Origin of the sequence: Synechocystis sp. PCC 7509 (assembly GCF_000332075.2) — a bacterium.
Lineage (GTDB): Bacteria > Cyanobacteriota > Cyanobacteriia > Cyanobacteriales > Chroococcidiopsidaceae > Aliterella.
Window position 1 is genome coordinate 18888 of record NZ_KI966369.1, and the last position, 18669, is coordinate 37556.

At 46.7% G+C, this 18669-nt stretch carries 16 protein-coding genes and 1 pseudogene; 4 read left to right on the forward strand and 13 right to left on the reverse strand.

What is annotated here, in order from left to right; genetic code table 11:
• Positions 1–436: 436 nt before the first annotated feature.
• The 4 genes from SYN7509_RS27935 to SYN7509_RS0222970 form a co-directional block, all read right to left on the reverse strand.
• Positions 437–3109 (reverse strand): tetratricopeptide repeat protein, encoded by a 2673-nt coding sequence (locus SYN7509_RS27935; protein WP_158506192.1) that lies wholly within the window; start codon positions 3107–3109, stop codon positions 437–439.
• Between the two features lie 44 nt (positions 3110–3153).
• A complete protein-coding gene (locus SYN7509_RS0222960) occupies positions 3154–3453 on the reverse strand; it encodes an SDR family NAD(P)-dependent oxidoreductase (RefSeq protein WP_009630585.1) in 300 nt (99 codons plus the stop codon).
• 48 nt (positions 3454–3501) lie between these two features.
• Positions 3502–3654 carry a hypothetical protein gene (locus tag SYN7509_RS30335; RefSeq protein WP_158506193.1) on the reverse strand — a complete coding sequence of 51 codons (153 nt, stop codon included), beginning with the start codon at positions 3652–3654 and terminating at the stop codon, positions 3502–3504.
• 217 nt (positions 3655–3871) lie between these two features.
• On the reverse strand, positions 3872–7504 hold the full coding sequence (locus SYN7509_RS0222970) for a WD40 domain-containing protein (protein WP_009630584.1): 3633 nt from the start codon (positions 7502–7504) through the stop codon (positions 3872–3874).
• 325 nt (positions 7505–7829) lie between these two features.
• Between SYN7509_RS0222970 and SYN7509_RS0222980 the strand changes: the two genes are divergently transcribed.
• The 3 genes from SYN7509_RS0222980 to SYN7509_RS0222990 all read left to right on the forward strand — a co-directional run bounded on the left by SYN7509_RS0222980 (position 7830) and on the right by SYN7509_RS0222990 (position 10526).
• On the forward strand, positions 7830–8300 hold the full coding sequence (locus SYN7509_RS0222980; RefSeq protein WP_009630583.1) for a cupin domain-containing protein: 471 nt from the start codon (positions 7830–7832) through the stop codon (positions 8298–8300).
• A gap of 51 nt (positions 8301–8351) precedes the next feature.
• Positions 8352–8816, forward strand: coding sequence for a cupin domain-containing protein (locus SYN7509_RS0222985; protein ID WP_009630582.1), 465 nt, complete (start codon positions 8352–8354; stop codon positions 8814–8816).
• 159 nt (positions 8817–8975) lie between these two features.
• Positions 8976–10526 (forward strand): GMC family oxidoreductase, encoded by a 1551-nt coding sequence (locus SYN7509_RS0222990; RefSeq protein ID WP_009630581.1) that lies wholly within the window; start codon positions 8976–8978, stop codon positions 10524–10526.
• 43 nt (positions 10527–10569) lie between these two features.
• Here the strand turns inward: SYN7509_RS0222990 and SYN7509_RS0222995 are convergent, their stop codons facing one another.
• From SYN7509_RS0222995 to SYN7509_RS0223020, 5 genes are all read right to left on the reverse strand, one after another.
• Entirely contained in the window at positions 10570–11112 is a 543-nt protein-coding gene (locus tag SYN7509_RS0222995) for a cation:proton antiporter domain-containing protein (protein WP_009630580.1), read from the reverse strand.
• A 328-nt stretch (positions 11113–11440) separates the two neighbouring features.
• On the reverse strand, positions 11441–12214 hold the full coding sequence (locus SYN7509_RS0223005) for an SDR family oxidoreductase (RefSeq protein ID WP_009630579.1): 774 nt from the start codon (positions 12212–12214) through the stop codon (positions 11441–11443).
• A 45-nt stretch (positions 12215–12259) separates the two neighbouring features.
• A complete protein-coding gene (locus SYN7509_RS0223010; RefSeq protein WP_009630578.1) occupies positions 12260–12775 on the reverse strand; it encodes a (R)-mandelonitrile lyase in 516 nt (171 codons plus the stop codon).
• A gap of 19 nt (positions 12776–12794) precedes the next feature.
• Positions 12795–13292, reverse strand: a complete 498-nt coding sequence (locus SYN7509_RS0223015) for a cyclophilin-like fold protein (RefSeq protein ID WP_038022416.1) — start codon at positions 13290–13292, stop codon at positions 12795–12797.
• 46 nt (positions 13293–13338) lie between these two features.
• A complete protein-coding gene (locus SYN7509_RS0223020) occupies positions 13339–14316 on the reverse strand; it encodes an alpha/beta hydrolase (RefSeq protein ID WP_009630575.1) in 978 nt (325 codons plus the stop codon).
• 339 nt (positions 14317–14655) lie between these two features.
• Here SYN7509_RS0223020 and SYN7509_RS27020 point away from each other — a divergent pair, with 339 nt between their 5' ends.
• A complete protein-coding gene (locus tag SYN7509_RS27020) occupies positions 14656–15636 on the forward strand; it encodes an AraC family transcriptional regulator (RefSeq protein ID WP_009630573.1) in 981 nt (326 codons plus the stop codon).
• 358 nt (positions 15637–15994) lie between these two features.
• Here SYN7509_RS27020 and SYN7509_RS31500 read toward each other — a convergent pair whose 3' ends face one another.
• The 4 genes and pseudogenes from SYN7509_RS31500 to SYN7509_RS0223045 form a co-directional block, all read right to left on the reverse strand.
• Positions 15995–16363: a nucleotidyltransferase family protein gene (locus tag SYN7509_RS31500; protein ID WP_255327341.1), complete on the reverse strand. Its 369-nt coding sequence runs from the start codon at positions 16361–16363 to the stop codon at positions 15995–15997.
• Positions 16350–16610, reverse strand: a complete 261-nt coding sequence (locus SYN7509_RS31505; RefSeq protein ID WP_255327342.1) for a nucleotidyltransferase family protein — start codon at positions 16608–16610, stop codon at positions 16350–16352. Before SYN7509_RS31505 ends, SYN7509_RS31500 begins: the two co-directional genes overlap by 14 nt.
• Positions 16607–17767, reverse strand: coding sequence for an XdhC family protein (locus SYN7509_RS0223040; RefSeq protein ID WP_028954548.1), 1161 nt, complete (start codon positions 17765–17767; stop codon positions 16607–16609). The genes SYN7509_RS31505 and SYN7509_RS0223040 overlap by 4 nt, the downstream gene beginning before the upstream one ends.
• A gap of 1 nt (position 17768) precedes the next feature.
• Positions 17769–18440 (reverse strand): annotated as a pseudogene (locus SYN7509_RS0223045) (xanthine dehydrogenase family protein molybdopterin-binding subunit); the annotation flags it as partial.
• Positions 18441–18669: the final 229 nt, after the last annotated feature.

The window sequence follows — 18669 nt, forward strand, 5'->3', positions numbered from 1 at the left end:
TTAGCACCCGATTTCAATTACTGTACCGTATTTGCTGTCTTGTTTCTTAAATCCCTTGCCAGTAAACCTTTCAAGACTTAACGGGAAAAGTCAGAACTTGGTATGAGCCGTTGACTTGGTGGGGAAGACAATGGACTTTTTAGTTAGGGGAGATATAATATAGTTGATTTTAGGGGCAAGATAGGCTGAGAGTATTGCTGCATAAGCTTTTTACCATCGCTTTTAAATAAATAATTCCAGCTTTGTTTGCTTGTTATTAAAGAAGGCTGTAACGAAAGAATAAGAGTTTTAGTCCTGTCATCGGCATACTACAAACCTCGTTCTTAGGTAAATTTGTACTATTTTGCCCCTCATGACACGTTCGCTAGCTTTACCCCTCCTACTCACCCTTTGCAATCTTTCGCCCTGTACTTAGGAGACTTTTATACACAACAAATTACTTTCCGTCGGGAGCAGGGCCAGGGGGTTGCGCGTGCATTTCCTCGCCTTTCCTTAAAGCGTAGTCCATTACACGCGCACGCCCTATGTCCCTGCCTTGTGCGCGGACTTCATCGAGTGCTGTCTCTACTGTGGAATGCACTTCGTCTACAGCTATAGCGTGCTGGGAGCGATTTGAGGCATAGGTGTATAGCCAAACGCTGCCCACTTTCTCCAGCAAGGTATCTGCTGCCCCGTACAGACGTTCGGCGCGCTCAAAATCGCCAAGCTGTTGGGCAAGAGCCGCTAACTCTTCGAGATAGTAGCCGAGGCTGGCTTCATCTCCAGCTTTATCCGAAAGCACTAACCCTTCTTCGACGAGTGCCGTCGCTTCGGTCAGCTTGCCTTCTGTCCGCTTACTCAGCGCCAAGTTATAAAGGGACAACAGGAGAGGAAGGGTATCGTTTACGATCCGGGACACCCGCAGAGCTTCTCCAAAGAAGTGAGCCGCCTGGCTGCGATCGCTTTGGCCGAGAGGAATCATGCCGCGAAAGTTGAGCATTATGGCGAGAAACCAGTTGTCGCCTAGCTCTCGGTAGAGGGTTAGGCTTTCCTCAAGCAACGTCTCGGCTGCGGCGTAGTCGCCGCGTAACATTGCTAGACGGCCGAGCATTCCAGTAGCTTTGGCAATCCCAGGCTTATCTCCCACTTCCCGGTACAGAGGTAAGCTCTGCTCGAACAGAACCTTTGCCCGATCCTCATCCCCACGAACCTCGACTTGCATAGCGAGTCCGCTCAGTACCCGCGCCCGTGGGTAAGGTGGAAGAGAGCCACTCTTGGTCAGCATTTCCTCGAACCAGCGGACACCCTCATTAATGTGTCGCTTCAACCACCAGAACATCCATAGGCCCCAGCCGAGACGCGCCGCCAACGCAATCTGGTCTTGGCTCAAAAAACGCGTGAGTGCGGCTCTTAGATTGTCGTTTTCAGTCTCAAGGCGCTCTAACCAAGCTAGTTGGTTAGGACTTTTCAGTTCCGGCTCCGCAGCCTCTGCAAGCACCAGATAATAATCGGCGTGACGGTCGCAGGTTGCCTGCCATACGGCACTACTTTGCAAGCGTTCCAGAGCATATTCTCGTATGGTTTCTAGCATTCCAAAGCGCGGCTCACCGTCCCGCCCTTCCTGTCGCACCAGACTATGATCCAGAAGTGAACTCAGCGCCTCGATACTCGTTAGAACCTGATTTGATTCTGCTGAGGAACCACCATCAAGACAACAGATGGTTTCCACTGCTTGCAGGTCGAAGCCCCCCGAAAACACGCCCAACTGGGCAAAAAGCGCCTGCTCGTCTTTACCTAGCAGGTCATAACTCCAGGCAATGGTATTTCTCAAGGTCTGCTGTCGCTCTGGTAGGTCTCGCGCTCCTCCCGTCAGAAATCCGAGACTGCTTTCGAGCCTCGTGAGTAAAGCCTGGGGCGACAGGAGCCTTACCCTCGCAGCAGCAAGTTCTATAACGAGTGGCAGACCGTCCAGCCTGCGACATATCTCGGTGACATCACGAGCGTTCTCTTGCTTGAGTGCGAAGTCTGGATTCGCAGCCTGCGCCCGTTCTACAAATAGTCGCACTGCCTCGTATTGCCCCAAGCTCTCAACTTCCGGTTCGGCTTCCGGCTCCGGCAAAGAAAGGGGGGGAACAGTGAACACGTACTCGCCACTGAGCCTGAGCATCGTCCGGCTCGTCACGATTACCTGGATGCCCGGCGCAGCGCCCAGCAATTCAGCTATTAGCGGAGACGCTGCGGTTACTTGCTCAAAGTTATCAAGTATCAGCAAGAGACGCTTATTATGCAAGTAGGATTTCAAATCCTCTAAGGGTGGTTGGCTGCCAGACTCCAGCAATCCGAGAGCTTTTGCAACCCTGGATGCCACGAGTTCGGGATCTGTGATGGCAGCGAGCGCCACAAAGCGCACGCCGTTCTCAAAACTCGAACCGAGTTTTGCCCCAACTGCTAGCGCGAGTCTACTCTTGCCGATTCCGCCTGGACCCGTAAGGGTGACGAGACGCACCCCAGTACGGTGCAGCAGCGCAGTGACTGCCTCGATCTCCTGCTCACGACCTACCAAAGGCGTGGGCGGCGTGGGTAGTGTCCCCTGCCCAATCTGCGAGGCTCTTTCGGGTACGCTCTGTTGAACACTGGCTGTCTGGAAGTGTTCCGTCAGCAGCAGGGCTAGGTCATTCTCGACCAAGCTTCGCAGTTCGGTGGGGGTGGAGAATGCCTTATAGGAAACACGGTCGTCCTCTCGAATATGAGCCAGCATTGCTGCCAGACGGGGTTCGCGATCGGGTGCTGGCGACTTGACGTAGATGAGCTTCGGTAAAATTCCTGAAAGTAGATATTCGTCCTCAAGACCTGATGTCTTTTCATCCGGTGCTACCCACCCGTAGCTCTGCCAGTAGATACCTACAAAAACGTGGCTTTGGGCTAAGTAAGCGCGGTAAAGTTTGCGCGGCGGGTGAGGTCTGGCACCCAACTCGAACATTACCGGCGCAAGCCTAAGATGGGCGATTCCGTCGCGTACCGAGCCGCGCTCGATCGCCAACTCGCCAAGCGTTGAACTTACAAAGACCCGCAACCGTTGATCGGGTGTAAGGATAAGGCGGGCTGTGGGCGGCGTGTCTGCGGTTGTCAAAAGGTCACTCATGCTTTACCTTAAAAAACACTGTAGGGTCGAGTCTAAACGCTGCAACATACACCCAACTGGGTCACATTGCGTGCGTCTATAGCTAAGTCTGTATGTCCATGCTTCTCGCGGACGAGATTCACTAGCCGAGCGATATCTGCGCTCTTAGTCACCTCTGCCTCCGCAGTCAATGTTTCCTTGCTCAGTACCTTGGCAGCAGATGCCAGGGTTTCTGCATTACATCCCGTCACCACAACTTTTGCGCCCTCGCTTTCAAACGCTTGAGCAGTTGCCAATCCGATACCGCTACTCTTATCAGTGATGATGACAACTTTATCAATGAAGTGATTCATTTTGTAACTCCCGTCTTGTTTGATTTGATGGTGTGGTAAGTGAAGTTCTTAACAGCAAGCAGTGGCAATCAGCAAAGTCGAGTCTTGTGAGGTTGCTGATTGGATAGTCGAGCTTGGTGGAACATTGCTCGATCTAGGATTGGAAATCGCGATCGCCAGTAAAGTGGTTGTCAATGCGGCTTGTGGTAATGCAATATTCATTTATTTTCTCTTCGGTATGAGGAGTTAATGAAGTCGTTAATGCGATCGTAGTTCATTGATTCTTAAACTTTGAGTTTTGTTTCACGGGTTGCTTCAATTAGTGGTTAGTAATAAAAAATCCGTCTGTTTCGATATGAACTTAGTCTGCAAAACTTCTGCAAATTACACCACGCAAGATCCGCCAGTTAAGCCCCAACTTAAGCCCATCACTTCAACGCTAGACTGCACCTAATGTTTTCAGGGTGGCTTTTTGAGCAACGGTCAATCCGGTTGAGCCTTGAATATTCATGCCTTCATAGAGACGATCTACTGTTAAAGTTCTCGTGCAGCATCCGGTCTTGACGTTCCATTGTTTAATTGTGCGATCGTCACTGCCACTCAAGAGAATTTCACCGTTGGAGCTAAAAACTAACGAAGTTACCCAACTTTTATGCTCGTGCAATATCCCAAAGCATTGCCCCGTTTGCAGATTCCATAATCGAATTGTGCGATCGTCACTGCCACTTGCTAAGGTTTGCCCATCGGGACTAACGGCAAGGGTATATATTCCTCTCGTATGACCTTGTAAAACCCGCAAACATTCCCCAGTTTGCAGATCCCAAAGCCGGATGGTGAGGTCTAAACTACCGCTTGCTAACTGTTGACCTCGATCTGACGCAGAATTAATATCATTGCCATAAAATGCCAACGCGTGAATACCGCCCGTGTGACCCTCAAATATCCGTAAACACTCCCCAGTTTGCAGATTCCAAAGGCGAATAGTGCGATCGAAACTACCGCTTGCTAACCTCTGACCATTCATGTCAAAAGTAATCGCCCGAACTCCGTTTTGATGTCCGCGCAACTCCTGCAAACACTGATGAGTTTGTATATCCCATAGTCGTACTGTGCGATCGTAACTACTACTTGCCAGAGTTTGACCTTTTGGATTGAAAATTGCTGCCCATACGGGCGCGTCATGACCTGACCACTGATTGAGGTGTCCTGTAAGCACATCCCATACGAAAATTGAGCCATCTTGTCCATTGGTTGCCACGGTTTGACCATCGGGGCTAAAACTTAAAGACGAAATTGCCATAGTTGCGATGTGAAAGGTTTTGGCAGGACGAAGCGGCGGGAGATCGCCATCTAACGGCAAATGCCACAGATAAATAGTTTCATCCTGACCTCTACTAGCAAGGGTGCGATCGTCAGGACTCAGGCTAAGAGCGCGAATGCCACTGGTACATCCGCGCAGGGTCTTGAGGCTTTGCCCGTCTAAATTCCACAGCCGAACTGCTTGATCTTGACCTGCACTAACCAATAATTGACCATCGGCACTAATTGCCAGAGCAAAAATATCTAGAGTATGACCCTCGATAACATTAATCGAGTTTCCGTCTTTGACATCCCAAAGACGCAGGGTGCAATCATCACTCCCACTCGCCAAAATGCCACCCTCTGGGCTAAATGCAATGCTCCAAACCCAATTGGTGTGTCCATGCAGTACCCTAACATTAGGCTTGCTATCAAAATGTGACGAACTGGCTTTAAAGTTAGGTAGTCCGCTCCACAATCGCACCGATCGATCGTGACTGCCACTAGCAAGTAGTTGACCGTCCGGGCTGTACCGCACACACCGAACTGCATCAGTATGTCCTCGCAATACCTCTAGGCACTTCCCATCAAGTACATTCCAAATCCGAATAGAGGTATCCTTGCTACCACTAGCTAAGGTTTGATTGTTGGGTGAAAAGTGAACTGAGTAAACGCTGTTCGTATGCCCTGCCATGACTTGAAGACATTGCCCCTGCAAATTCCATATCCGTACCGTGCGATCGTCACTACCACTCGCTATCCGTTGACCATCGGGACTAAAAGCAACCGACCATACACAGCCGCTATGCCCCGTTAAAATCTGCGAACATTCACCGCTTGTCACATCCCATAATCGGATTGAAGCATCCACCCCACTGCTGACTAGCGTTTTGCCGTCGGGACTAAAGACAACCGACCATACCCAGCCTGTATGTCCTTCCAAGGTGGCAAGTAGTTGAGTTGCGGCAATATTCCAGAGATAGATCCTGCCGCTCGAATCGCCAACGGCAACGATTTGATTGTCTGGGCTGATATCGAGGGAGGTAGCGATTTCTAAGGTTTCTGAAAAGATGGACTTAGATAAGTCGGCGTTCTGAAAATTGACTCCTGCTAAATTGACCTGTCGCAAGTCGGCTTGTACCACTAGCTCAGAAAAGTCTGAGTTACACAAATCGACATCAAGCTGTACTAAAAGATTAATCAGATTGCCTGCGGCGTATCCTGGTTGCTGTCGCTGCTGGGTTAATAGCTGCCTTACTCTGGCTTCGACCTCTGATACACTGCCAAATCGAGCGACAAGCTTTTTAAGTGCAGGTTGTACGAGCATCCGCAATTGAATCTCTTGCACGTAATCTTTTGCCTGCACTCGACTTAAGGGATGGCTTCGCAGTAAGTCAATTTGAGAAGTCTCAAATTCCTGGCAAACTTGCCCAATGAATCGTTCTGTAACGTATTCCATGACAACGGGTTGCAAGAAAAATAAGCCATCTGTTTTTTCGATTAGCGATCGCCTAATTAGCAAATTAATCAAGTTAGGTATGCTTTGCCCAGAGTTAAAATCGACAGTATTGTCACGAATTTCTGCAATCGAGACTGGCTCTCGATAAATTGCCAACCAGAATAATGTTTTTTGTTCGGCTACCGATAGGCGCTCAAACTGACGCTCAAGCAAATCGCGGATATCTTCAAAAACAAAAATTCCCTGAGCAATATAGGGTAAAACCTCTGCAATACTGCCATTAAAAAGCTCCTGGGTTGTGGCTGCTACCATTTTTAGCGCCAAGGGATTACCGCCATAATGACCGATTAAGGACTTCCATTCGGTTTCTGAACCCGTAAATGCTCCCTTTTGGTGAAAAATGGCGTGTCCGTCATCAGGGGTAAGTCCACTTAGAGGTAGAAGTCGCACTACACCGCGATCGCCTTCCATTAGCCCTATTTCGCTGGGTTTTTCTCGACTGGTGATTAACAAACAGCTTTTGTGGGCAGTGTCTCCAACGGTTCGCAGCAATTGTCCATAATTTTCATAGCCTGACAGCCAATGTCCGACTTGTTTGCTATGCAAAATAGTTTCAGCGTTATCGAGTATTAACAGACATCGACGCGATCGCAGATAATCCATTAATTTAGAAAACTTTTCATTGAGCGTAGTAGGAATGACAGGATCTTCGCCGTAGATTGGCATGAGAAACTTCAACAGGCTTGATAGAAGTTCTTCTAACGGTGGCGCATTAGCAAGACTTCGCCACACAATAATCTCAAATTCTGCCTGCATCTGGAGTGCAGCTTTTACGGCGATCGCACTTTTCCCAATGCCCCCGATCCCCAATAACCCAACAACGCGACACTGCTCAGATACAATCCACTGCCATAGTTGTGCTAGTTCTGTGTCACGTCCATAAAATATCGATGTATCTACCGCATTATCCCAATCCTGTTGCGGATCTACCTGTCTGTTTGGCGATTCTTCATTGGACGCAATGGAGGTAAAGTCTGCTTTTGTTAATTCCAGCCCAAATGCCCGAAAAAGATATTCTAATGACTGGCGATCTACTCTTAATTCACGCTTGAGCAAACGATGGAGAGTATTAAGAGATAGTCCAGTGCGATCGCTCAAATCTTCCTGTGTAAAATGCTTTCCCCAAGTTTCATCATTTTCCGCCTGCTGTTTTGCTGCCTGAAATCGCTGCCATCCTAGAGGCGATAGGATAATTCCTCGTGATCGCCCAGAGGCAGAATTACCTTGCCTAAATTTAGACAGATTGGAATTCATTAGTAAGTTCCCAATAATAGGAAACGCGCTCAAGCTAAGGAGATCGGAGTAATTACTCTCTTTGCAGATCGACTAGCAGATCGTTTTCCTCACTACTAGAGATCATAGCGGTTAACCAATTTCATCCCACTGGCGATCGCTACATTCCTCAAAGATATGTCTATAGGCATAAAACCATTAACTTGCGTCTTAACTCAAAGGACTTGAGTGTTTTAAATCGAGCGCAAGTTGAAGAATGAAGACAACCGATTTAGAGCTAGGTAAATTACCTTTGAGCGCGATCGCCACAACAATCAATCAAAAAAACATCCAGGGAGGATGATTTATGGAAATTATGACAAAAGGCATTGCTGTTCCAGCAGGCGTTGGTAAAGCGCTCGAAGTGCTGCCAGGAGAAACAGTGATTTTTAAAGCAGTCAGCGCAGATACAGACGGTGCCTATACTTTAATCGAAGTTACTGACGAGCCGCAAGCGGGACCGCCTCTGCATTTACATCGGCGCGAAGACGAAGCATTTTATATTCTGGAGGGAACTTTTGCTTTTCAGATTGGGGATCGCACTATGACGGCAACAGCAGGCTGGTTTATGACCGCTCCCAAAGGTGTCCCGCATTCTTACAAAAATATCGGTACTACGCCTGCAAGGATGCTTACTCTCTTTGTTCCCGCAGGCATTGAAAACTTCTTCGAGGATCTGTCTAAGCTGACCGCCGCAGGCACATTGGACATTGATAACATCGTTGCCGTCTCAAAGAAACAGGGAATAGAGTTAGTGTCCCCAACACTTCAACATTAATCTGTTTTGGAAACTGTAATAAATAACTCCTTCATTAATAGGAGGAATCTAATGACTCAATCTTTTTGGCTGTTTAATACTCATTTGCGTATCGTTGCCGATCGCACTACTACCGCAGGCCAGTACGATCTGATCGAAGGCTACTTTTCTCCTGGCACACAGACACCTCTCCACCGCCACACTCACTACTCCGAACAATTGTACGTGCTGGAAGGGGAACTTACAGCTTGGGCTGGTGAAAACAAGGCGGTGCTAACTGCTGGCGACCAATTGATGATTCCTGCTGGTATCCCCCACACGCTCGCCGTGTTAAGCGATCGCCCAGTTCGCGCGTTGGTCGTTGCTGCACCAAGCGGCTTTGCTCGACTAATTACAGCAGTCGGTACGCAGAACAATACAGAAATGACTGATATGGCACTGTTTGAGCGCATCTCCACTGAGATTGGCGACGAAATTCTGGGTCCGCCCGGAGCGTTACCCTCAACACATACTGTAATAACACAGCAATTCTCCTAGTCCAGGACAAAACATAACTTTTTAACTTTGTCTTAATCGAATCGCTGCAAATACTTTGAGCGCGTAACTAAATGGTGCTTTAGCGATCGCTTTTTAATCCATGCTCATTCATTCTTGACAACCTTTATCTATTGAAAACAAAAAAGAAGGATATATCGTATGACTCACTATGACTACATTATCATTGGTGCAGGTTCGGCAGGCTGTGTGCTTGCCAACCGTTTGACAGAAGACAGTAAAACAACAGTGTTATTACTCGAAGCGGGCAACCCAGATACGAAACCAGAAATCCAAAGCCCGTCAGCAGTCTTGAGCTTGCTAGGCTCTGAGGTGGATTGGGGCTACTTCTCCGAACCAGAACCGTACCTAAATAACCGCAAAATCTTCTGTTCTCGTGGCAAAGTTTTGGGTGGCAGCAGTTCGATTAATGCCATGATTTATATTCGAGGCAATCCTCGCGATTACGACCATTGGCAGGAATTAGGTAATCCTGGTTGGAGTTACCAGAATGTTTTGCCCTATTTCAAGAAATCTGAACACTCCTCACGAGGCGCATCCAAGTTTCACGGGACTGATGGAGAATTAAGTGTAACCGACTCGATTGCGCCTACTGCCATTTCTCAACGATATATAGATGCAGCAATGGCATTGGGCTATAACTACAACCCTGATTTCAACGGGGTGCAGCAGTTAGGAGTAGGACGCTATCAATACACTATTAAAGATGGTAAACGGCACAGCACGGCGGCTGCCTTCTTAGTGCCTATTCTCCAGCGTCCCAACTTGACAATAACAACTGGAGCATTGGTCACTCGACTGTTATTTGAGGGTACTCGCACCGTTGGGGTGGAATATTTACACGAGGGTACGCTGCACCAGAACCGGGTCAATCGCGAAGTAATTTTAAGTGCGGGTGCGTTTGATTCGCCCAAGCTGCTGATGCTGTCTGGCATTGGGTCTGCACAACCTTTGCAAGCAATGGGAATTTCTGTTGTGGTCGATCTGCCGGGTGTCGGTCAAAACCTGCAAGACCACCTGCTTCTTTCTGTGGTGTATCAGGCAACTCAGGAGCTACACTTTGCCAGCACAAGTAGTATGGGAGAAGCTGGATTATTCTTACATAGCCAGAGCGATTCGGAGGTTGCACCCGATTTACAGTTTTTCTTTGCACCCGTCCAGTTATTATCACCGGGCTATACTCCTGCTGATTTTGGGTTCTCAGGTGCAATCTCTGTGACCGACCTGCAAAACGTCGGCAGTGTGAGTTTGCGTTCGCCCGATCCCAAAGATGCACCAATGATTCGGATGAACTATCTGCAAAGTCAAGCCGATGTGCAAAAGTCAGTGGCTGCGATTAAATTAACGCGCCAAGTGTTCCAAAACAGTGCCTTTGATGAGTTTCGCGGTGCAGAAATTGCTCCAGGTGCCGACGTGATTAGTGATGAAGCACTTGTTGCTTACATCCGAGACACTGGCAGCACGGTGTGGCATCCGGTCGGCACTTGCAAAATGGGTACTGACCCAATGGCAGTAGTAGACCCCGAATTACGGGTACATGGGATCGAGGGGTTGCGTGTCGTCGATGCCTCTATCATGCCAACTATCACCACAGGAAATACAAACGCACCTACCATTGCGATCGCTGAAAAAGCCGCCGATTTAATTAAAGCTGCATATTACTTACAGCAAAGACGGTTAGTGTTTGCATAGACTCTCTGCTGGAGATACTATAGCAACGACTACGTTCACTACATCAGGGTAACGCTTTAAACTGGAACTGTCCGGTGAGGACTGCCGCCAACGCAAAGCGAAACACGATCGGCGACGAAGCATCGTTGAGCAGGCTTTCAGCTTCGACAAGGCTGACCAAAGATTTTGGCACGTTGACCCGCCGCACGATCGTCGTTGCGGAAACGGCATCAGGCAGTGAGACAATGCCACCCAAAAGAAAACCCAGTGCTAAAGTAAAACCGGGAACGATCGCGCTTGAGACCACTGCGATCACGCACGATGTTAAAATGACGATCAAAAAAGCAAACCCGATAATTAGTCCTCGCCATTTCCAGAATTCTTTCCACGAAACTTGCCACGCCGCTTCATAGAGCAAAGGTGGAAGGAAAATCAGGAAAACTAGCTCTGGGTGAATGGTGATATTTGAAAACGGAGCGACGAAACTCAGCGCGAGTCCGCCCAATACAAGGACAATCGGGTAAGCCAGACGCAGTTTATTGGCAATTACGAGCAATCCGAGAACGATCAAGATGAGAAAAATATATTGAATGAAAATGCTTTGCATGAAGTAAATATTGAAGTGTTAGACGACAGCTATTTTCAGGCTTCACGACAACCAGAACATTTGCTCAGACCCAAGCATAGTCCTCCAGTGACTCTGCTAGCTGCTTGTTTACGTGACGCATTGCGTCTAGGCAACGCTCCAACGTATAACTGTCGCGAATACTCCGTAAAGCAAAGCTATCGAGAATTATAGCTGTCGTCCGCTCGTCATTAATCTACCTTTTGCTGGATTAGGCAAGCCAGGTTTTTTAAAGTCGGATCGTGACGCGCGATCGCTTCTCAACTATCGATTGTGGTATACCCCTAGTCAGGTTCTTCTGCTCCGACCATCACTGCACTGTTTGACCGCCATCGATGACTAGGGCGTGTCCGACGACGAAAGCCGCCGCGTCCGAACACAGCCAGACGACGGAATTAGCGATCTCTTCGGGCTGACCCATTCTTCCAATTGGCTCCTGTGCAATCACCTTCTCCTGTCCTTCGGTAGTGCCGCCAGTGAAACGCTCCATCATTGGGGTGTCGATGTATCCGGGAGCAACAGCGTTGACGCGGATGTTCTGCGAGGCGTAGTCAAGAGCCGCCGACTTGGTAAGTCCGATTACGCCGTGTTTTGCGGCGGTGTATGCGGCTCCGCCCTTGATGCCGATGACCCCAGCACCCGATGATGTGTTCACGATCGCGCCGCCCCCTTGCTTGAGTAGCAGCGGAATTTCATACTTCATGCACAGAAAAACGCCGCGCAGGTTAATGTTGACGATCCGCTCCCACTCTTGCTCTTCGATTTGGGCTGTTGCTACATTCTTCTGTTCCACACCGGCGTTGTTAAAGGCAAAGTCCAACCGCCCGAACGCTTCGATGGTACTGTCTAGAGCCGCCTTCACGTCTTCGGCTCGCGTTACGTCGCACTTGATAGCGATCGCTTGTCCGCCGAGTTTTTCAATCAGGCGCGCCGTTTCTTGATTGCCTTGTTCCGAAACGTCGGCGACCACTACATTAGCGCCCTCACGGGCAAATGCCAGCGCCGTAGCTCGACCGATGCCGTTCGCTGCTCCGGTTACAAACGCAACCTTTCCCATATAGTTTCCATTCTCGTTCGTTGTCATTTTTTAACTCCTAACTTTTATTCCCATCAAGATTTCTGAAAGCCGTCATTTCGCGTCAGCTTTATATTCCTCGTCCGTCACAGGCTTGAGCCAATTCACCTGACTGTCGCCTTTGTAGTTTGTAATTACAACGTGCGTCATCCTGCTTTCGGGTGATGCGCCGTGCCAGTGTTCAATGTCCGGATTGCAAAGAATTACATCGCCTTTATTAATCGTTTTGATGGGTTTGCCTTTTTCTTGATAAAGCCCTTTGCCCATTGTCACGAGTATAGTTTGTCCTGCCGGATGATTGTGCCAGTTTGCCCGTGCGCCTGGCTCGAAGGTCACGCTGGCGATTGAAAAATTATTGCTTTCGGTTTTTGGAGCGAGTGGCTGCACATAAACCGTTCCCGTAAAAGTTTCCGCCGGGGCTTTTTCGCCCTTCGGAAAAATCGTGTTTTCAGTTTTATTTTCTGCCTTTTCCATTTTTGTTTGCTCCGTATTAGCCGATTGCTGATTGCTGTATCCAACAGCTAAAAAAAGTGGCGCGCATAACATCAATCCGATTGTTATATTTTTCATAATTTTATTCTTCCGGTGATTACTCCAATTCAAACGTCACCGTTACGTTTCCTGCTCCTACTGCGGCTTCAAGCCCTGAAGGATCGTCTATCCGTCTGAGTTTTGTATAACTGTATTGCGTCGGAAACGTTTTATAGAAAAGCACTAAGGTATTGCTTCCCCAAACCATCAAATCGCCTTTGTTGATTGTTTGGGGATTGGAAGAATTAGTCGGCAAATTGTTCGAGAAATCATATTTTTTCTCGTTGCCATTCAGTTCATCCATCTTCAGCGTCAACGGCAGCATCGCTTTGAAAGCGTTTGCCGTCGCATTGTCAAAGAGTGTGGCGTTGAAAGTCTTTGACCCGATTTTAATTTTCATCTTATTGCCTTTTGTCTCGTTGGCAGCATTACTGCTTTGATTATTAATATTCGTATTACCAGGAAATACCGATTGGTCTTGACTGCAACTGACGGAGCTGCCGAAAAGAAATATTGCTGAAAACATCATTACGATTAAGAATTTTACGTTGCTCATTCGTCTGTTTTCAAAGTGAAACGACTTCTTGGTTTCTGCTTCCCAATTACTTTAGATTCGTTTTGAAAAAGCTTTCCAGCTTGTCAAAAGGAATCAGATCGGTTTTGTCGTATAAATCAACGTGTCCGGCATTCGGAACAATAACCAGTTCTTTCGGTTCGGCTGCGCGTTTGTAAGCATCCTCGCTAAACTCTCTTGAGTGAGCCTTGTCACCCGTGATGAAGAGCATAGGACGAGGAGAGATCGTTTCTATGTCATTAAACGGATAGAAATTATTAAACTTGGTAACGCTGCTCAATGTCGGATGCGTAGTCAATTCGGGCGAACTACTTTTAGGCGTGTATTCTCCTCTTGGTGTTCGATAAAATTCAAAAAATTCACGCTGTATTGGGTCGGTGTTTTCATCTAATTTATGAACGGTTCCACCCACATATTCTGTTTTGCCACCGCTAAATTCCACATAACGCTGTTCGGCTGCCAGTTTCTGAAGTTGTTTTCTCTGTTCAAGCGTTTGAGAATGGTTCAACGCATTACGGCTGGCTGCTCCCATATCATACATACTGACAGTTGCGATCGCTTTCATTCGCGGATCGATCTTAGCGGCACTGACAACAAAGCTGCCGCTACCACAAACTCCAATGATTCCAATTCGGTTTCTGTCAACAAATGGACGAGTGCCAAGAAAGTCAACTGCTGCGCTGAAATCTTCAGCATAAATATCAGGTGCAACAGCGTTGCGTGGTTCGCCCTCACTCTCACCCCAGAAAGACAAATCAAGAGATAAAGTTACAAACCCTCGTTCAGCCATGTTTGCAGCATACACGTTGGCACTTTGTTCTTTTACAGCCCCCATTGGATGTCCAACAATAATCGCCGAATGTTGTTTACTTCGATCTAAATTCTTGGGAATAAATAAATGTCCTGCAACATTCATTTTGTATTGGTTTTTAAAAGTAACCTTGTACATCGTAACGTTGTCGCTTACCTTAAATGTTGTATATCCCATTGGTGTTATCTGTTCCATTTATGCTATTTCTTGCGATCGTCCTTTTTGTTCTGTTTGTGTGTAAGCTTGCCCGCTTATCATAAAAGTCATCATCGCTAAAATTAATATATTTTTCATAATTCATCCGCTTTTTATCGTCAGATTTACAGATTAAAATTGTTGGCTTTATTAAGCTTGAATTTCTCCAAATATCAATCTGATTTTTATCAGCAGCGTTGCTAACGTTTGTTGTATAAGTTCAATTATGCGGGTGTGAGAATGGATAGCGTGAGGACGTTCATCGAAAAAAACCGGACAATTCTCCAAAAATCCGCCGTGCAATGTGCGAAAGAGATACAAAGCGTTTGAGATAAATTTATGCACCAAAAAGAAGCAGAACTTGAAAAGCGAAAGATGCAGATCAACCAGGAAGCGCTGATCGAAAGAATGATGCGTCTCGCTCCCGAAAACAGCCTTTTGGAGGTGTTTCCGGGCATTTTCATCTATCATTCGTCGAAACCGACCGAGAGTGAGATATCTGTACTGAAGCCCGCCTTTTGCATCATTGCCCAAGGCAGCAAGGATGTCCTTTTGAATAATGAATTATTTCACTACGACTCCGGTCATTACTTAATCTCGACGCTCGATCTGCCGATTATGAGTAATGTCGTCGAAGCGTCTGAGGAAAAACCTTATTTGAATCTTCGGATAGACCTCGATTCAGCGCTCGTGGCTGCGGTGATGATTGAATCCGGCATCGAAACTAAAAAAAGCGGAACTGGAGTCAAGGCGATGGATGTCAGCCCGGTTGATGCCGATTTACTTGATGCAGTCGTCAAATTGGTGAAACTATGTGACACACCGGACGAAATGAAGTTTCTCGCACCGCCAATCATCCGCGAGATCATCTATCGGCTTTTAAAGGGAAACCAGGGCGCACGGCTCAACCAGCTTATTACTACCGAAGGCGACGCGCAGCGCATCTCTACGGTGGTCAGGCAAATTCGCGAAAACATCGAGCAGCCGTTGAAAATCGAAGATACAGCCCGCGAAATCGGCATGAGTGTGTCAGGCTTTCACCAACATTTTAAGTCTGTCACGGCGATGAGTCCTTTGCAGTTCCAGAAACAAATACGGCTTCAGGAAGCACGCCGTCTGATGCTGGGAGAAAACCTTGACGCTACCAGTGCTGCCTACCATGTGGGTTATGAGAATTCCTCGCACTTCAACCGAGAGTATAAGCGACTCTTTGGCGAACCACCGATGCGGGACGTGGAACGGATGCGAGAAGCTGTTAGAGAGATTCCTAGTTCAATTACGCTCTCTTCAAAACACCCTAATCTTGCCAGAAATCGCTAAAATATTGTGGAGAAAAATCTGCGATCGCACACCGGATGCTGAATGTTCTTGTGTCCTAGATAGTGCTGAATAGATTGTGTATCGTGTCCTTGACAAGTTTGTATTTGCAACCTGTTGTCACTACAACTCTATGTTTCATTATCTCTGCTCAAATTAACTTGGGAGTATAGACTTATCATCTACAAACAGTAGGCATAAACCATCCAGCTTATATTATTACGAACAATGGGTCAGAAACTAAATACGCAAAAAGTTGTAAATATTGTAGGCTGGCAATAAATATGCCAATATGTCACAATGTTGCCGAATGCTAGTATGTTCTCTCTATGCGAACTAGAGCAATTGTTGTTCGCAATGTTTATGTCATAACAAGAAGCTCCGCGTATTCTTTCGGTGTGTCAATGTCCGTAGCGCCTCCTGGAAAAGATATACTAAACACTTCCTGAGAATGCTTTTTAATAACTTGTTTCGCTCCTTCGCCATTTCTAAGTGTGATAAGTTCGCAAAACAAGCGATCGCTAAATAAAGCTGGTACACCTAAAGTTTCTGCATACTCGCAAGCAACAATAGGCTGATTTGTCAAATAGTATGTTAAGGCAAGCTGATTAATAATCTCAGTGGAGATGAAAGGTTGGTCGCAAAGCATGACTATTGCTGCCTCTACTTCTGGATAAGATGTTTTGAGCTTCTGAATACCTACTCGAATTGAGGAACTAATTTCCTTCACTCCACTGCAAGTTTTCTACTATTTGAATAGAAAGCTGGCTAATATCAGGCTTAATAAGTTGGGCATATGCTCCCAAAACAACAACAATTGGACGGCAGAGCGAAGACTTCGCAACTTCTATAGAGTGACAAAGTAAAGTGCGTTCTTGATAGGGCAACAATTGCTTAGGCGTACCCATGCGCGTTGATGCTCCAGCAGCTAGAATAACAATCCCAATGTTTTGATTATATTTTTCAACGACCTTCATACGCTGACATACTTTTTAACTGACGGGTTTAATTGATTACCCTGGGCGTGAATCGCTCCCTTGCGCTCTCGTAACTGGTTTCCCAAACGGTTAGTAATCACAGCTTGAATGCCAGCAATAATTGATAGGGCAATTTCCTCTGGAGTATCAGCACCAATGTCAAGCCCAATAGGAGCATATAATCGGTGCATTTGTTCTCTAGTGGGATTAATTTCTATTTGGTGCAATTCTTCAAGTAAGCGTTCGGTTCTACTTTTGGGACCGAGAATACCTAAGTAGCAAACTTGCGATGGTAGGAGAGTTTTGAGAACTTCAAGATCGTGTAAGTAATTGTGAGTCATAACTACAGCTACAGTGCGATCGCCTAAATCGATATAGTCACCAATATTTTCCAGGCGAGATAGCACAATAGCATCCGCATCAGCAAACCGATTTTGAGTTGCCGGAGCTTGCTTTGTATCAACAACGGTGACATTCCAACCTAATTCTTTAGCAAAACGCGCTACAGGTATTGCATCATGACCCGCACCAAAAATTATAAGTGGTAATGGTGGCTGGATAACTTCAATAAAAACCTCTACTTCACCATTAGGTAATAGATAAAACTTCAAAGTTGAAACTTTGTCTTGTAATGCTGTACGTGCGTCTTCTACTATGCTTGCGGCTAGAGAATTTGAGAAATGATTAATAAGATTGCCGTTTTGAAGCAACATTAAACGAGTTCCAACTTGCTCTTGAACCAAGCCTGTGATGCTCACTAAGGTTGCTACAACACCGAATTGGCGATCGCCGTAGCACTTAGATAAAAACTCTACATAATCTGCTTGAGAAGGTGTAATCGGCTCAATTAAAACCCGTACCAAGCCATTACAACCTAGTCCCAGACCCCAGACAATATCTTCATCAGAAGTTGTGTCATAGGTTACTACTGTTGGTTGATTGGTTGCCATTACTTCAAGCGATCGCAAAGTAACATCGGCTTCTAAACAGCCACCACTAATAGTCCCTATACTATAACCATCAGAAGTTACCAGCATCCGCGCTCCTGGGCGGCGATAGGTGGAACCCCTGGCTTCAATAACTGTAGCCAGGATAGTTGTTTTGCCTTGACGGTTACTTTTTTCAAGTTCCGCTAAGATGGCGATAAATTCTTTCATGTTAAATTAATTTATCTAGGGTAATTGGCAAAGAACGAACGCGCTTGCCAGTAGCGTGATAGACCGCATTGGCGATCGCCGCAGCTACACCTGTAATCCCAATTTCACCCACGCCTTTAGCGCCAATAGAGTTAATATGCGGGTCATTTTCTTCCACAAAATAAGCCTCAATTGCTGGAATATCAGCATTAACAGGTACGTGGTACTCCCCTAGATTGGGGTTGACAATGCGCCCGGAGCGGGAATCAGTAATCGTATCTTCTAGTAATGCCATGCCAACGCCCATTGTAATCCCACCAATTATTTGAGAACGGGCAGTTTTCAGATTCATAATTCGTCCATTGCCAAAAGCTCCCACAAAGCGGGTTACACGAATTTGCCCTAGGTCTGGATCGACGTGCACCTCGGCAAATTGCGCGCCAAAAGAGTGCATTGAGTACTTTTTATTTGCCTCATCGAACTTAGCATCAAAGCTTGCTTCTACCATCTTCAAATTGTTGCGTTGAAGGATAGATGCGTAGGTTTCGCTTTTGGTGCGATCGCTCTTTAAAAACATCTGACCGTTTTCAATGGCAATTTCTGTTTCAGGGATGTTGTAAAGGGGGGATTTTTTATTTGCACGGGCGATCGCTAATACTTTGCTGCGGACTGCTTTTGTTGCTCCTGCTACCGCCGTACCTGTAGCGACCCGATATTATAATCGCTCCGACCCGAAATCATCGCGTTTTTGAGACCACATTAAATGAGAACAAAAGGGTGATTGAGACCACATTAAGCAAGAATAGAACCGCATTAATTGAAACCAGACTGAAATCATAAATTTCAGACCAGATTAAATGAGAATGAAGCATTTTAGTAAAACAAACCAGAGTGATTCAAATCGATGAACCTGCGGTTAGCTC

Excerpts from the sequence above, each read along its gene's own strand:
- SYN7509_RS0222980 (WP_009630583.1), top strand. The coding sequence starts at position 7,830 with ATGGAAATTATGACAAAAGGCATTGCTGTTCCAGCAGGCGTTGGTAAA.
- SYN7509_RS0222970 (WP_009630584.1), bottom strand. The coding sequence starts at position 7,504 with ATGAATTCCAATCTGTCTAAATTTAGGCAAGGTAATTCTGCCTCTGGG.
- SYN7509_RS0222960 (WP_009630585.1), bottom strand. The coding sequence starts at position 3,453 with ATGAATCACTTCATTGATAAAGTTGTCATCATCACTGATAAGAGTAGC.
- SYN7509_RS30335 (WP_158506193.1), bottom strand. The coding sequence starts at position 3,654 with ATGAATATTGCATTACCACAAGCCGCATTGACAACCACTTTACTGGCG.
- SYN7509_RS0222990 (WP_009630581.1), top strand. The coding sequence starts at position 8,976 with ATGACTCACTATGACTACATTATCATTGGTGCAGGTTCGGCAGGCTGT.
- SYN7509_RS31505 (WP_255327342.1), bottom strand. The coding sequence starts at position 16,610 with ATGAAGGTCGTTGAAAAATATAATCAAAACATTGGGATTGTTATTCTA.
- SYN7509_RS0223040 (WP_028954548.1), bottom strand. The coding sequence starts at position 17,767 with ATGAAAGAATTTATCGCCATCTTAGCGGAACTTGAAAAAAGTAACCGT.
- SYN7509_RS0222985 (WP_009630582.1), top strand. The coding sequence starts at position 8,352 with ATGACTCAATCTTTTTGGCTGTTTAATACTCATTTGCGTATCGTTGCC.
- SYN7509_RS27020 (WP_009630573.1), top strand. The coding sequence starts at position 14,656 with ATGCACCAAAAAGAAGCAGAACTTGAAAAGCGAAAGATGCAGATCAAC.
- SYN7509_RS0223010 (WP_009630578.1), bottom strand. The coding sequence starts at position 12,775 with ATGAAAAATATAACAATCGGATTGATGTTATGCGCGCCACTTTTTTTA.
- SYN7509_RS0223005 (WP_009630579.1), bottom strand. The coding sequence starts at position 12,214 with ATGACAACGAACGAGAATGGAAACTATATGGGAAAGGTTGCGTTTGTA.
- SYN7509_RS0222995 (WP_009630580.1), bottom strand. The coding sequence starts at position 11,112 with ATGCAAAGCATTTTCATTCAATATATTTTTCTCATCTTGATCGTTCTC.
- SYN7509_RS0223020 (WP_009630575.1), bottom strand. The coding sequence starts at position 14,316 with ATGGAACAGATAACACCAATGGGATATACAACATTTAAGGTAAGCGAC.
- SYN7509_RS0223015 (WP_038022416.1), bottom strand. The coding sequence starts at position 13,292 with ATGAGCAACGTAAAATTCTTAATCGTAATGATGTTTTCAGCAATATTT.